Origin of the sequence: Marivirga salinae (assembly GCF_030503855.1) — a bacterium.
Lineage (GTDB): Bacteria > Bacteroidota > Bacteroidia > Cytophagales > Cyclobacteriaceae > Marivirga > Marivirga salinarum.
Genome location: NZ_CP129971.1, coordinates 3,371,124 through 3,386,409, shown reverse-complemented (window position 1 = coordinate 3,386,409; position 15,286 = coordinate 3,371,124). Strand labels below are relative to the sequence as shown.

The following is a 15,286-nucleotide window of genomic DNA, read 5'->3' as shown; positions in this document are numbered from 1 at the left end:
GAAACTTAATAAAAGGTAAAAAAATTGTGTGATTACCATTTGATCTCAATTTTGTCATCGTCTAAGTTGAAGATGGCATTTGGTAAATCATCTACTTTTAAATTGATTCTTTCATTTTCTGGTAATGGATCAAAATTGGAAATTTGATCTATAAAATTAAAGTCTGTTTTTTCCAACGGTATAGTTTGTTGGTTAACCTGGATTTTACCATTTATTTTACCTTCAAAGCCATGAAAGAATAATTTTACTTTCTGGTATTGCGTATTGAAAGTTCCTTCTTTTGGGTTAATAGTTAGTGTTCTATTTTCAGGATCGAAATCTATTATTCTTTTATAATATTCACCATCTACATGATTGAAGGAGTCACCGTCATCTTCATAATATTCACATTGATTCACTTGCTTTCCGCCATAAATATGCAAATGAAGACAATCATTGTGGTTTTGGCTCAAGTTTTCTAACTTATCCTGCATTGGTATAATTGCAGAAGCCCGTACAAAAACTGGTAATCTTTCAATAGGACATTCCACTATTACTTCCTGATTTCCTCTATAAAAAGTATCGTCAAATAAATCGTACCATTCGCCTTCAGGAAAATACACTTTAGCTAAATTTATTTTACTAGCGACTGGTGCTACCATTATATCAGGACCAAATAGATATTGATTTTCATATAATGAATGATAAATCTTAGGGTCGTGTGGATAATAGATTGCTAAACTTCTTGCAACAGGTATTCCTTTTTCATGCGCTTTATAGAATGCAGAATATATATAAGGCATCATTTTATAACGCAGGTTGATATAATTTCTGGAAATTTCTTCCACTTCCTCCCCATAAGCCCAAGGTTCTGAATCTCGGCTATTGATCATACTATGACCTCTAAAGAAAGGAGCGAAAGCACCAATTGAAATCCATCTGGCGAATAGTTGACTGTCAGCATCTCCTGCAAATCCGCCTATATCATATCCTGAAAAGGCTACTCCAGCCAAACCTAAACTGTTGACTAATCGCACTCCCAAAAGCATATGCTCATCATCTGCAACATTATCTCCCGTCCAAACGGCAGCATATCTTTGGATACCAGAGAAACCCGCTCTAGTTAAATTAAAAACTCTTTTATTAGGAGAATTTTGTTTAGCACCTTCGTAAGTGCTTCTTGCCATTTGCATTCCGTAAACATTTCTTGCTTTACGGGTTGAGGCTTTTTCTCCTTCATAATCAAATTCCATTAAGTCTGGTAAATATTGACCCCAAGTCGCAATTTCGTTCATATCATTCCATAAACCCAATATTCCTAAATCAGTATAGGCTTTCAATTTTTCTTGCCACCAATTTCTAACAGTTGGTTTAGTGAAATCAGGAAAGTGGCACCATCCCGGCCAAACTTCTCCTTCATAATATTCTCCATCAGGATATTTAATGAACACATCTTCTTTTTTACCAGAATCATAAGCTTCATAGCCTTCTTCAATTTTGATTCCCGGGTCACAAATTACCACTACTTTGAACCCCATTTCCTCCAGCTTATTAATCATTTGCTTTGGATTAGGGAAATCTTTTCCATCCCAAGTGAAGATTTTGTATTGCTCCATGTGATGAATATCCAATACAATCACATCAGCAGGAATTTCTTTTTCCCTGAAGAATTTGGCTATGCTTAATACTTCTTTGTCCGGTTTGTAACTGTATCGGCATTGCTGGTACCCTAAACTCCAAATAGGAGGGAGTTCCATTCTACCAGTTAAATCAGTATAAGAACTGATAATTTCCTCTATATTTTTTTCGTGGATGAAATAATAGGCCATATCACCCTGATCGGCAGAAAAACTAGAGAATCTTCTGTTTGAGGCACCAAAGTTAAAATGTGTTTTATGAGAATTGTCTAAGTAAATTCCGTAAGAAAGTCCTTGGTGGATTCCTATATAAAAAGGTGTGGTGCAATATAAAGGGTCACTGTCAGGCGGATATCCGAAATGGTCGGTATTCCAGTTTTGGTAACCCGTTCCTTTTCTATCCAATGGACCTGTTTTTTCTCCCAAACCAATAAATCTTTCGTCTTCTTGAAGTTTTTTATAAGTAGTTACTTGTTCACCCAACCAAGAAGTTCCCAATGCATGATCATCTTCATTGATGATATTTCCATCGTTATCCTTGAAAATTACCGTAAAGGGATCTTTTTTAATTTCAAGTGTTAGCGCCTCGGTTTTAAGTTCTAAATGACCATTTGTGTCTATAATAGAAAAATCAATTCCTACCGGTTTAGAAATTACGGCATAAGAATGATTATCAAAGGCTTCTGTAAGACTTAAATGAATTTTAAAAATACCTTTTTGAACCACAGAAATCCTGAAATATGCATTTTCGGTTTTACCTGCAATGCCATAAGCATTACGCTTATACTTTTCAATTTTCCCACAGTGAAGGTTAAGGTTTGATTTATTTATGGTTTGTGAACTAATCATCTGTATTTCCTTTTAAGAACTGCTAATCTATTGAATATTAAAATTGAACAATATTCATTATAACATAAAATTAGCGCAATCGATTGCGGTTACGTTTGCAATTTAATGATTTGTATTAATACTTTATTAAATATATCTATTTAAAGATGTTGCAGAGGTTTTTAGCTTAGTTTTACTATGGATTATAGTAGTTTTGAGTTTTTTTTAAAGGATAGCAAATCATTTATTTCTGTTTTGAAATTTAAAATAGCAACTTTGCAATCACAATTACTGATTAGGGGTAAACCTTTATTTAATTAAAAACATGTCGAAAGAATTATATCAAAAAATAACTTCAGATAAACCTTTTTTCATTGTAGGACCCTGTGTGATGGAAAGCATGGATTTACTGCATACTGTTGCTAAAGAATTGGTTGCAATCAAAAATGAGTTGGATGTTGAAATTATTTTCAAATCCTCATTTGATAAAGCTAATAGAACCTCTGCTTCCGCCAAGCGTGGGCCAGGACTAGAGGAAGGGAAAGAATGGTTACAAGAGATTAAAACTGCTTATGATCTCTCAGTTACCACGGATGTACACGAATCTTATCAACCTAAACTATTAGAAGATGTGGTCGATATTATGCAGATTCCAGCCTTTTTATGTCGCCAGACTGATTTATTATTAGCTGCTGCAGAAACGGGTAAGATTGTAAACATTAAAAAAGCGCAATTTTTATCAGGAGAAGATATGCTTTATCCATGCCAAAAAGTGGTGCAAGCGGGAAACAAACAAGTGTTGCTAACCGAAAGGGGAAATATGTATGGCTATAACAACTTGGTGGTGGATTTTAGAAATATCCCAGATATGTTGCAACATGGATTTCCTGTTATAATGGATTGTACCCATTCCGTGCAAAGACCTGGTGGAGCAGGAGGGAAAACTGGAGGAAATAGAGAGTTTGTCCCTGGTATGGCTTTGGCAGCAAAAGCATTTGGAGCAAATGGTTATTTCATAGAAACCCATCCTAATCCTGATGAAGCCTGGAGTGATGGGCCTAACCAATTGTATTTAAAGGATTTAAGAGATTTAATTAAAAAATTAATTTGATGAGTCGGATTTTAGAATCAGCCAAAGAAACAATCGCTATAGAAGCTAGGTCTATTAAAGAATTAGAGGGACTTCTTACACCCGACTTTGAGCAAGCAGTACATGCCATTATGGAAAGTAAAGGCAAGCTTATTGTCACTGGCATGGGTAAATCCGGTATTATAGGAAAAAAAATTGCGGCTACTTTTTCAAGTACAGGTACACCAAGTTACTTTCTTCATCCGGGAGAGGCATATCATGGTGATTTAGGTTTAATTCAGGATGATGATATTGTAATGGCGATATCAAATTCAGGAGAGACAGACGAATTACTTAAAATTATACCCTTTTTCTTACGTAATGGCAACAAAATTATAGGTGTAAGTGGCAATCCTGAGTCCACATTGGCTAAGAATACACATTTCCATTTAAATGTTCATGTCGAGCAAGAGGCTTGCCCACTAGATTTGGCGCCTACTTCATCTACCACAGCCACTTTGGTTATGGGTGATGCATTAGCAGTAGCTTTAATGAAAGAGCGTGATTTTAAACCAGAACATTTTGCACTTTTTCACCCAGGCGGTTCATTAGGGAGAAGGTTGTTAATGACTGTGAAGGATGTTATGCGTTCATCAGATTTGCCTGTAATTGATTCTCAAAGCGATATGGATGTGGTGATTCATAGTATTTCAAATGGCAGATTAGGATTAGCCATAGTGGAAGAAAATGGAGTGTTATCTGGCGTTATAACGGATGGTGATTTAAGAAGGGGGATGAATGCTAAAAAAGAATCATTTTTGAGTCTAAAAGCAAAAGATATCATGACAAAATCACCTATTTCCATTGATAAAGAGATGAAATTGAAAAAGGCAGAGGAAATGATGATGGAGCGTAAAATCAATACGCTATTGGTGGTCGAAAAGCAAAAATGTGTGGGTGTTCTACAGGTTTACGATTTGTAATCATAGGGCTTTACCCAACTTTATGATATGTCAGCCTTTTAGGCTTAAATTGATTTTCAATTGTTAGCTTCAAATTTCCACCTGTATCTCATATGTTTACTTTGAACAGAGTTTTAGAAAAATAAAATAGGATAACGTTTTTTGCATTTTACAGATTTGAATTCAATGAAATAGTGCATTAAATTAAATGCAAATTTAAATCAGAGCGTCATTCCTGCGTAACCTGTCCCGCACTGAAAGTCGGGAGGCAGGAATCTGATGGTTTTAACCAAAGGTTAAAATATTAAGAAAGGCACAAGTAGTAAATTGAACTATTATATAATTCCTACAAGGAACTTCTAGGATAAGGATTGAAACTTCGTTTCAATGGAATAGATCCCTTTCTTCAAAGGGATGACGCATGGAACAAAATGATTATTCTAAAATAAATAGATTAGCAAGGATTTATCTTTATAGATAATTTTAGTTTTTATTAAAAATTATTTTGTTTCCAAAACAGAATTTGTGGTAGTTTCTGCCTTTATCTAATGAGCAAATAGATTTCTGAATATTTTTTTAAAAGGCTAGTTTATATCTTCTTTGAAGACTCCCTCACCACCAAATTGGTTTTTAAAGAGATAGTTTCAGTAATACTTTCCTCATCTTTCTCTTTATTGATTTGCTTCATTAATAATCTAGTAGCTTCTTGTCCCATTTTAAAGCCAGGTTGAGTTACGGATGATAAAGCAGGTTGAATAAGACTTGAAAATCGCCAATTGCTGAAGCCAACAATAGCGATGTCTTCAGGGATTCTTAATTTTTTCTTTCTAATGGCAATCATTGCACCATATGCGGCCACATCATTATTGGCGAAAATAGCATCAGGAGGAAATCTATAATCCAAAATTTCATTAGTGATGGATTCTGCTTCTTCAAAAGTGCCTAAACCGCAGACTTTTACGAGGTTTTCGTCAATCATATATCGATTATCAGCCAAGGCTGCTTTATAACCATTCAGTCTGTTTTTACTGATAGCTAAGTTTTGAGGACCAGCTAAATGGGCTATTCTGTAACATCCTTGCTCAATAAGATGAGTAGTGGCTTCATAAGCTCCTTGCTCATCATTTACAATTACTTTACAAGCATTAAGAGAATCGATTATTCGATCAAAAAATACCAAAGGAATTTCATAATCCAATAAACTTTGTAAATGATCATAATTCTCTGTTTCTCTTGAAACTGACATAAGAATCCCGTCAACGCGTGAATTGAATAATGCTTTAGTATTCATGACTTCCCTTTCAAAGGATTCATTTGATTGGGTAATGATAACATGGTATCCGGCATCATGAGCGATATCTTCAATTCCGCTGATGACTGCAGAAAAGAAAAAATGAGCAATTTCAGGAATGATTACACCCAAAGTATTGGTCTTACTTTGCCTTAGACTTAAAGCAACCGTGTTGGGTTGGTAATTAAGCTTTTGAGCTAAATCGTTGATTTGTTTTTTTGTTTCTTGACTGATGTCAGGATGGTCTTTTAACGCGCGTGAAACCGTAGAAGGAGAGACACCCAACTCCTTTGCTATGTCTTTTATAGTAATATTAGCTTTTTTCATTGATTGTTAATTTTGGTTTCATCTAGGTGGCTGGAGGCATACCGATCATTTAAATGTACTATTTTCTCCTGTCAATAAGAATAGAATTTATACAATTCCCACAAAAGTAGAGATCTCCAACAAACATCAGAAAAAAAACGAATCAATGCAAACGATTGCGCAACCGATTGCGGTAAAAAATATTACTTTATGCTGTTTTAAGGCTAATTCTTACGCTAAACTTGAAATATGGAAAATTTAGTTGCGCAACTAAAATAATGCGGCTAAATGACTTAAACATTAAGTAAACTTTAAACAATTGAATTATGAAAAACTTAACAAAATTATGGAGCCTAGCATTGTTGCTGACCGCAGCTATGTTTATGGTCTCATGTGAAGAAGACGAACCAACTATTGATGTGGATGAGGATGGTTTAACGGTTTCAGATGGGTTATACCTCGTAGCTGAGGGTGAAAATCCAGTAGCTACAATGCAATTAACTCCTGAGCAAGTAGAGGCAGATGGATTTGGGGCTCAAGAAAGAAGTGGGTTTGTAACTGGGTATTTCAACTTAACTGCTGGTAGTTATAATATAGTTGAAACAGTTGATCGTGAAATTTCAGCAACCTTTGGAGGTTCAACAGAAACTATTAATTCTGGGACTGAAGATGCTCCATTAACTTATGATGTTGTCGCAGATGCTACAGACGATGGTCAAGCTTTCACAGTTGAAGCAGGTTTATATAAAATCGCATATGATGAAATGACAGGTGAGATTGTAATCTTCAACATTGAATCAGTTGGTTTGATTGGTGCAGCTACTCCAAACGGAGATGACGACACTCCGCTTTCAGGGTCTGTAGATGAAAATGGTGGTACTTGGACAGGTTCAGACATTCTTTTAAGAACTGGTTGGTATAAGTTTAGATTTAATTCTAGTTGGAACATTGACAGAAGAATAGATCCTGATGGCGGACTTGGTGCAGATAATGGTTATTTGATGTTTACTAATTTTGGTGGTTCTATAGATAATCTTGAGCCAGGAAATGTGGGTGGTAATTTTGAAATGACTGCAGAAAATGAGGGTATTTATGACGTTGAAATAACATTTACAAATGATGGAGGTTTCGCCTATTCTCAGGATAGAACTGGTGATGCTCCTGAAATTACTTTTGATCCTGCAGAATACCAATTTGGAATTATCGGAAGTGCAAATGCCAATGGTTTTGATGCCGATAGAAATTTACATTATGTAGGTTTAAATGAAGGCGTTCATAAGTGGGTAGGTGTAGTTTACTTTGGTGAAGAAAGTGTTGATGGCGAAAGAAGGTTTAAATTCAGAACGAATGATGATTGGGCTTTTAATTTAGGAGGAACATTACCTGCTGATGGTTCAGAAGCTACTCTTGCAGTAAACGGAGCAGATATTGCAGCACCGGCTGCAGGAGCATATTATATCACATTGACTACTGCGGATGAAGGTGGAACATGGATTTCTACTATGACTGCCACAGGTTGGGGAGTAATAGGTGAAGGATCTCCTTCAGCAAGTTGGGATGCAGATGTGGATATGACAACTGATGGTTTTGTAGAAGGTGTAACAACTTACACTTTAACAGGAGAGTTCACTGGAGAGTATAAATTTAGAGCTGGTGATAGTTGGGATTTCAACTTAGGTGGTGATCCAACTGCATTAAATGCTGGTGGCGATAATTTAAGTGTTGATGCTGCAGGTACTTATACTGTAACCTTAACATTTGATGGTGAGAATTACGCAGCAACCATTGAATAAAAAATTATAACCCATAAAAGAATGAGACAATCCTGTCTCATTCTTTTTATTCTCAAACTTTATTTATGAATAAATTCTTACCCATATTATCCCTTCTATTTCTGCAATTCGCATCTTTTGCTCAAAATGTAGATATACAACCTAAAATAGAGCCTGAATTCTTTGCTGCGGATGAGGAAATTACCATTACTTATAATGTAACTGGCACAAGCTTATCTTCCTTAGATAATGCATATATGTGGATGTGGTTACCTAATAGCGGTACTAATGCACCTTCCAATATCAACCCCGCTGATTCTGACCCCGAATCAACAGATCAAGCTAAACTTGAAAAACTAAATGAAAACGGACAAACCCTTTTCCGTATTTCTTTAACCCCAACCACATTTTACAACCAAAACGCTGAAGATATATCTGAAATGGGAATGCTTTTGAAGGGAAATGACTGGTCTGATGGCCAAACTGTTGATTTCACAACGGAAGTAAGTCAAGGATTTTCAGTGAATATTGCTTCTCCTTCAGGAAATTATGGTTTTTATGATACCAATGACATTATTAATATCGAGTTATCTTCCTCAGAAGCTGCCCAATATCAATTTTATGTAGATGGGAATTTAGATTTTGAAGAATCTGGAATTAGTCAATTTACTTATCAGCACACAGTAATAGATGATGGTCAGGCACACGATCTACAGCTTGTAGTGAGCAATGGAACCAATGAAGAAACCTTCAATTATTCATATATAGTTAATCCTACCGTAGGAAGTGAGCCTCTTCCAACTGGTTTGCAAAACGGAATTAATTATGGTGAAGATGACACTTCTGTTCATCTGGTATTAACCGCCCCCAATAAAGAAAATGTATTTGTCATAGGCACTTTTAATGACTGGAGCCTTTCCGATGAATATTTAATGAAAAAAGACGGAGATCAATTTTGGATTGAGATCACAGGTTTAACTCCGGGGCAAGAATACCAATTTCAATACTTAGTAGATGGTGAAATTACCATTGCCGACCCTTATACAGAGAAAATTGGTTCCGAATATGATGATCCTGAAATCATAAATGAAAATAGATATCCTGATTTGATGCCTTATCCATCAGGAAAGACTTCTCATGCAGTTGGATATTTTCAAACCAATAAGCCTCAGTTTTCTTGGACGGATGATAGTTTTCAAAAACCGGCTAATGAAGATTTAGTGATTTATGAATTATTAATTCGGGATTTCACCGAATTACGAACTTATGATGCCGTAACGGCAAGACTTGATTATTTAGAGGAGCTGGGCATAAACGCCATTGAATTTATGCCGGTGATGGAATTTGAAGGTAATCTCAGTTGGGGTTATAATCCATACGCTATGTTGGCCTTGGATAAATATTACGGTACTGAATATGACTTCAAAACTTTGGTAAATGAAGCTCATAAAAGAGGAATTGCCATCATATTAGATATTGCACTGAACCATCAGTTTGGTAGAAATTCATTGGCAAGACTATATAATCAAGGCGATTATGGAAATCCAACTTCTGAAAACCCTTGGTTTAATACCAGTGCTCGACACGATTTCAATGTAGGTTATGATATGAATCATGAAAGCGAATATACACAAGACTATGTGGATAGGGTAGTTGCATATTGGCTGGAAGAATATCATGTGGATGGCTACAGATATGATTTATCAAAGGGCTTCACTCAAAAAAACACAATAGGAAATGTAGGGGCCTGGGGACAATATGATGCCAATAGAATTCAATTACTTAAAAGGATGGCAGATGTTCAGTGGTCAGTCGATCCTGATTCTTATGTGATTTTAGAGCATTTCGCTGAGAATTCAGAAGAAAAAGAACTTGCGAATTATGGTATGATGCTGTGGGGCAATGAAAATCATAATTTCAGGAATCTTGCAAAAGGTAATAGTGCTAATGTAAGTGGATTGAGTTACCAAGCAAAAGGTTGGAATGGTCCTCATGTTGTGGGCTATATGGAAAGCCATGATGAAGAGCGAGTGGCTTGGGATTTGAAAAATAGTGCTAGCCAAAGTTTAGCTCAACAAATGCAAAGATTGAAATTGAATGCTGCTTTATTCTTCATGGTGCCTGGCCCAAAAATGATTTGGCAATTTGGTGAATTTGGATACGATGAAGAACTCAATAATGACAGGTTAGGTGTAAAGCCAACGCATTGGGAGTATTTAGAAGATCCTGAGCGAAATAAATTATTCCAAGTCTATCAAAGCCTTATCAAATTAAAGACTCGAACTAATTATTTGAATAAAGACAACTTTCAATGGTCGGGCAGTGGTGATTTGAAATGGGCTAGGTATAATAATGATGATGTAAAAATTGTGATGATTGGTAATTTCAGTAAAAGTACTCAATCATTCGAACAGCAAATTTTGCAGTCTGGTACATGGTATGATTACCTAACAGGAAAAGAAATTGAAATCGGAAGTGAAGTCAACATGAACTTGATTGCTGGTGAATTTAGAATTTTGACTAGCGAGCCAATTGAAAACTACATTGATGATGCTGAGCAGAAAGATATTGTGCTGGCAAATGAATCATCTCAATTTACTTCAAATCATAAGATTTATCCTAATCCAGTTCAAAACCAATTATATATTGATACGGATCAGCCATTTCAAAACATTTTTATCACTGATTTAAATGGGAAATCAATCCCCCTAAGGATAGAAAGGTCAAATAGTCGGTATGTGCTGGATTTATCAGGATTGGAGTCAGGAATTTATTTAGTCAATTATCAAGATCAGAATACACAGAGGCAACAAAAAATCATAAAGTTCTAATTTTTTAAATATATCAATATGAATCACAACTATACAAAAGCAAAGAATGGGGTTCCTTTAGGAAAAAGGACAATATCCTGGAGAGGATTATTGACAGCATTCCTGATGGTTTTTGCTACTTTTCAATTGCAAGCGCAAGAAAGGACAGTTTCCGGTACGGTTACTGATGCCAGTACAAATGAGACTTTACCTGGTACAAGTGTTAGGATTAAGGGAACATCCCAGGGTACTACTACATCTTTGGATGGTGAATTTAAATTGGAAGTAAGTGCTGAGGATGTATTAGTTTTCTCTTTTATAGGATATAAAAAACAAGAGATTGAAGTAGGTGCTCGATCTGTAATTGATGTTCAAATGCAAGAAGATATTTCTCAGTTGGGAGAGGTAGTAGTTGTAGGTTATGGACAGCAAGAAGAAAAGGATGTAACAGGAGTAGTAAGTACTGTTAAAGAAGAGTCTTTTAATAGAGGTCAAATTGCAAGTCCTGAGCGCCTAATCACCGGTAAAATTGCAGGTGTTGATGTTACGCCTGGAAATACAAGAGCTGGCGGTGCAGGTATTACAATTAGGGGAGTCGGTTCTATCAATGCTCAGTCCCAACCTTTGGTGGTAGTGGACGGAGTTCCGATCAATAATGATGGAAGTTCAGGAACAAGAAATGCGAATAACTTCATTAATCCTGCTGATATTGAAAGTGTTACTGTTTTAAAAGATGCATCAGCTACCGCAATATATGGTTCAAGAGGTGCAGCAGGTGTAATTTTATATACAACTAAATCTGGTAAAAAAGGCGAAAATACAGTGACATATGATGGTTCGTTTACTTTTTCTGAAATTCTTAGAGAACCAGATTTCTTAAGTACTCAAAATTTCAGGAATGCTGTCCGTCAATTTAGCCCGCAAAATGAGAATAGGTTGGGTGAAAGTGATACGGATTGGTTTAATGAAGTGACTAGAAGTACTTTAAGTCAAAATCATAACCTATCCTTTTCAGGTGCTACTGAAAAAATAAATTACTTGGTTTCTGTTAACCATATGGATAACAAAGAAGTGATTAAAGGAGATAGAAATCAAGTAACTCGCTTGAGTATGAGGTTAAAAACAACTGTTTTGAATGATCATTTAGATATTACGTTCAATACCAAAAATGCTTTAACTAATGATGAATATAAACCAAATGTTGTAGGAACAGCCGTTTCTTTTGACCCTACAAGACCGGTTTATGATCCTGAAGCAGAGGAATTTGGAGGATATTACGAGTGGAATGAGTCTTCAATTGATCCTATCAATCCAGTTTCAACCATTGAGCAAACTCAAAGCATTGGAGAAAATAGACGGTCATTCAATTCCATCAATTTTGATTTAAAGATACCTGGCGTTGAAGGCTTAACCTTAAGCGCAACAGGTTCTTATGATTTAAGAAATGGACAAAACAAAGTATTTGAGCCATTTACCTTGAGAAATGATAACAGAGATGGTTATATGCAACGCTCAACTAACAATGCTTATACCACCACTTTATTTTCTACATTAAATTATAATAGGTCTTTTGGGGCGAGTGATTTAGATATTTTAGGCGGTTATGAATTTCAAGAAGTATTTAGTGAGACTACAGGTTATGAAGGCATCAATTTAACTGATGATAGTAAAAGCTTTAATGATCCTACAGTAATTCCAAGAGAATTTATTGATTTATATAGAGCATTCCCTATAACCAATCAACTGCAATCGTATTTTGGTAGAGTAAATTATTCATATGATGATAAATATTTATTGACTGTTACGGGTCGTATGGACGGTTCTACCAGATTTGGTTTTGGTAATAAATATGGGTTTTTCCCATCTGCAGCTTTAGGATGGAGAGTTATTGAAGAGGATTTCTTCCAAGGATTAACTGGTGTTTTTAACGATTTAAAATTAAGAGTAGGATGGGGGCAAACTGGAAACCAAAATATAGGGGATTATCGATATGATAAATTCTATTTTTTAAGTGATGCCAGTGCAACTTATCAATTTGGAGATGAATATATTCAATTGTTAAGACCTACTGCAGTTGATCCAAATATTCAGTGGGAGAGATTAATATCCACTAATATTGGGGTAGATTTCTCATTGATGAAAGGTCGATTATCAGGTTCATTAGATGTTTATGATAAAACTACAGATCAACTGCTTTATAATGTTCCGGTTCCGGCAGCTACCAATGTAGGAGATAGAGTAATTACCAATATTGGTGAAATGAATAATAAAGGGATTGAATTAGCATTAAATTATATTGCTATAGATAATGAGAAATTTGGATTGGATTTGAATTATAATTTCACCTATAATCAAAATACAATTGTAAAACTTGATAATGAGATAGATGAAAATAGTCCTGGAATACAAGTAGGAGGTATTACTGGGGATATTGGCCGAACTATACAAGTATTGCAGGTAGGGAAACCAATTTCTACTTTCTATTCATATAATCACCTTTACGATGATGCAGGAAACCCACTAACTGGTGGAACCAATAGTATTTATGAAGATATAAATAATGATGAACAGATAAATGAGAATGACTTGCAAACACAAGGAGTTGCGATTCATCCAATCTTTACCAATCTGAGTTCTAATATGAGATATGGTAATTTTGATCTTACCTTCACTTTGAGAGCTAAAATAGGAGGTCAAACTTATAATAATACTGCTTCGGCTAACGGATGGTCTGGAAGGTTAACAGAAGCACAAATCTTAAATAACCTTCATGAATCAGTTATTGAAACTGGTTTTCAAAACAGACAATTACTTTCCAACTATTATATAGAAAATAGCAGTTTCCTAAAATTGGATAACCTTTCAATAGGCTATAATTTCAATCAAATTGAAGATTTCAGATTGAGGTTATATGGTACAGTTCAAAACATGTTGCCAATTTCAGGATATAGTGGTTTAGATCCAGAGGTTCAGATAGATAATAATATTTATCCTCCATCCACAGCATTTATTTTCGGTATAAACGCAAAATTTTAAATAAAAGAAAATGAAGAAATTTATATATATAATTCTAGCAGGTTTTATCCTATCTTGTACAGATCTGGATTTGAGGCCTGAGTTTGGAGAAACTGGTAATATTGCTTTTCAAGATGTTAAGAATCTAGAGAGGTATATGGCCAAAATATACGCAGCCTATAGTTTAACTGGTCAGCAAGGTCCTGCTGGTGATGCAGATTTACAGTTGGTGAATGATGAAGGTTTTACCTCTTACATTAGAGCGTATTGGAAAGCGCAGGAATTAACCACTGATGAAGCAGTAATTGCTTGGCAAGATGCTGGTATTCAAGATTTAAATACCCACACATGGTCTTCTGATAATCAGTTTGTAAAAGTTTTATACTATAGATTATTTTTGATCATTTCATATAGTAATGATTTCCTTGAGCAAAGTACTGATGATTTAATAGCTGAATACGGCTATGATGAGCAAGAAATGGCATTAGCTCAAGATTATAGAAATGAAGTGAGATTTTTAAGAGCTATGGCTTATTGGCATGCCTTAGATTTATTTAGAAATATTCCTATTGTAACAAAAATCACTACGGATTTTCCTGTGCAAGATTCGCCTGAGGATGTATTTAATTTTATTGCTGAAGAATTAAATGCAATAGAAAGTGAATTACCTGATCCACAACAAAATCAATATGGAAGAGCTGATAAAGCAGCTGTTTGGATGTTGCAAGCTAAATTATACTTGAATGGCGAAGTTTATACAGGTGAAAATTATTATACAGAAGCAGTCGCTGCATTAGAGAAAGTATTGAATGGTCCATATTCCATTGAGGATGACTATCAATTGAATTTTAGAGCAGATAATCATACAAGTAATGAATTGATTTTCACATTCCCATCTGACGGAATTCAGACCCAAAGTTACGGAAGCACCACTTTCTTAACTAATGGTTCAATAGGAGGTAATATGACTGCAGCTGATTATGGCACTAGTGGCGCTTGGGCTGGTTTAAGAACCACCCGAAATTTAGTGGAATTATTTCCAGATGAAACCGGTGATATTGATAGCAGAGCTATATTCTTTACTGATGGGCAAACTTTAGATATAGCTGATTTAACAGTATTTACTGAAGGATATGCCGTTCCAAAATATACAAACCTAACTACAGATGGTGAGCAAGGTAGTAATACTGAATTTTCTGATGCTGATTATCCTTTGTTCCGATTAGCAGATGCGTATTTAATGTATGCTGAAGCAGTATTAAGAGGTGGAGGCGGAAGTGAAGCCACTGCCTTAGGATATATCAATGAATTAAGAGAAAGAGCTTATGGCGATAATTCAGGAAATATTTCTGCTGGTAACTTAACACTTGATTTCATATTGGATGAAAGAGCCAGAGAACTTTATTGGGAAGGTCACAGAAGAGCTGATTTGATCCGATTTGGGCTTTATACTGGTGGTGAATATGTTTGGCCTTGGAAAGGAAACAGCATAGATGGCGCTTCCATTAGCGAACATTTAGAAATATTCCCTATTCCAGCTACTGACCTAGCTGCTAATCCTGAATTGGATCAAAATGATGGATATTAAATAGAGCCAATTAGGCTTTTTAATATGAA

At 35.4% G+C, this 15,286-nt stretch carries 8 protein-coding genes; 6 read left to right on the top strand and 2 right to left on the bottom strand.

What is annotated here, in order from left to right:
• Positions 1–32: 32 nt before the first annotated feature.
• Positions 33–2,465 (bottom strand): glycoside hydrolase family 31 protein, encoded by a 2,433-nt coding sequence (locus QYS49_RS14215; RefSeq protein ID WP_308348186.1) that lies wholly within the window; start codon positions 2,463–2,465, stop codon positions 33–35.
• Between the two features lie 304 nt (positions 2,466–2,769).
• Between QYS49_RS14215 and kdsA the strand changes: the two genes are divergently transcribed.
• Positions 2,770–3,555, top strand: coding sequence for a 3-deoxy-8-phosphooctulonate synthase (kdsA, locus tag QYS49_RS14210; protein ID WP_308348185.1), 786 nt, complete (start codon positions 2,770–2,772; stop codon positions 3,553–3,555).
• Positions 3,555–4,496 carry a KpsF/GutQ family sugar-phosphate isomerase gene (locus QYS49_RS14205; protein WP_308348184.1) on the top strand — a complete coding sequence of 314 codons (942 nt, stop codon included), beginning with the start codon at positions 3,555–3,557 and terminating at the stop codon, positions 4,494–4,496. Before kdsA ends, QYS49_RS14205 begins: the two co-directional genes overlap by 1 nt.
• Positions 4,497–5,064: 568 nt before the next feature.
• Here QYS49_RS14205 and QYS49_RS14200 read toward each other — a convergent pair.
• Complete coding sequence (locus QYS49_RS14200; RefSeq protein WP_308348182.1) at positions 5,065–6,093, bottom strand: LacI family DNA-binding transcriptional regulator; 1,029 nt, start codon at positions 6,091–6,093, stop codon at positions 5,065–5,067.
• 305 nt (positions 6,094–6,398) lie between these two features.
• Between QYS49_RS14200 and QYS49_RS14195 the strand changes: the two genes are divergently transcribed.
• From QYS49_RS14195 to QYS49_RS14180, 4 genes are all read left to right on the top strand, one after another.
• Positions 6,399–7,865, top strand: coding sequence for a cadherin repeat domain-containing protein (locus QYS49_RS14195; protein WP_308348181.1), 1,467 nt, complete (start codon positions 6,399–6,401; stop codon positions 7,863–7,865).
• Between the two features lie 65 nt (positions 7,866–7,930).
• Entirely contained in the window at positions 7,931–10,675 is a 2,745-nt protein-coding gene (locus tag QYS49_RS14190; RefSeq protein ID WP_308348180.1) for an alpha-amylase family glycosyl hydrolase, read from the top strand.
• Positions 10,676–10,693: 18 nt separating this feature from the next.
• Positions 10,694–13,690, top strand: a complete 2,997-nt coding sequence (locus QYS49_RS14185) for a SusC/RagA family TonB-linked outer membrane protein (RefSeq protein ID WP_308348178.1) — start codon at positions 10,694–10,696, stop codon at positions 13,688–13,690.
• A 10-nt stretch (positions 13,691–13,700) separates the two neighbouring features.
• Positions 13,701–15,257: a RagB/SusD family nutrient uptake outer membrane protein gene (locus tag QYS49_RS14180; RefSeq protein WP_308348177.1), complete on the top strand. Its 1,557-nt coding sequence runs from the start codon at positions 13,701–13,703 to the stop codon at positions 15,255–15,257.
• Positions 15,258–15,286 lie beyond the last annotated feature (29 nt).

Excerpts from the sequence above, each read along its gene's own strand:
- QYS49_RS14215 (WP_308348186.1), bottom strand. The coding sequence starts at position 2,465 with ATGATTAGTTCACAAACCATAAATAAATCAAACCTTAACCTTCACTGT.
- kdsA (WP_308348185.1), top strand. The coding sequence starts at position 2,770 with ATGTCGAAAGAATTATATCAAAAAATAACTTCAGATAAACCTTTTTTC.
- QYS49_RS14205 (WP_308348184.1), top strand. The coding sequence starts at position 3,555 with ATGAGTCGGATTTTAGAATCAGCCAAAGAAACAATCGCTATAGAAGCT.
- QYS49_RS14200 (WP_308348182.1), bottom strand. The coding sequence starts at position 6,093 with ATGAAAAAAGCTAATATTACTATAAAAGACATAGCAAAGGAGTTGGGT.
- QYS49_RS14195 (WP_308348181.1), top strand. The coding sequence starts at position 6,399 with ATGAAAAACTTAACAAAATTATGGAGCCTAGCATTGTTGCTGACCGCA.
- QYS49_RS14190 (WP_308348180.1), top strand. The coding sequence starts at position 7,931 with ATGAATAAATTCTTACCCATATTATCCCTTCTATTTCTGCAATTCGCA.
- QYS49_RS14185 (WP_308348178.1), top strand. The coding sequence starts at position 10,694 with ATGAATCACAACTATACAAAAGCAAAGAATGGGGTTCCTTTAGGAAAA.
- QYS49_RS14180 (WP_308348177.1), top strand. The coding sequence starts at position 13,701 with ATGAAGAAATTTATATATATAATTCTAGCAGGTTTTATCCTATCTTGT.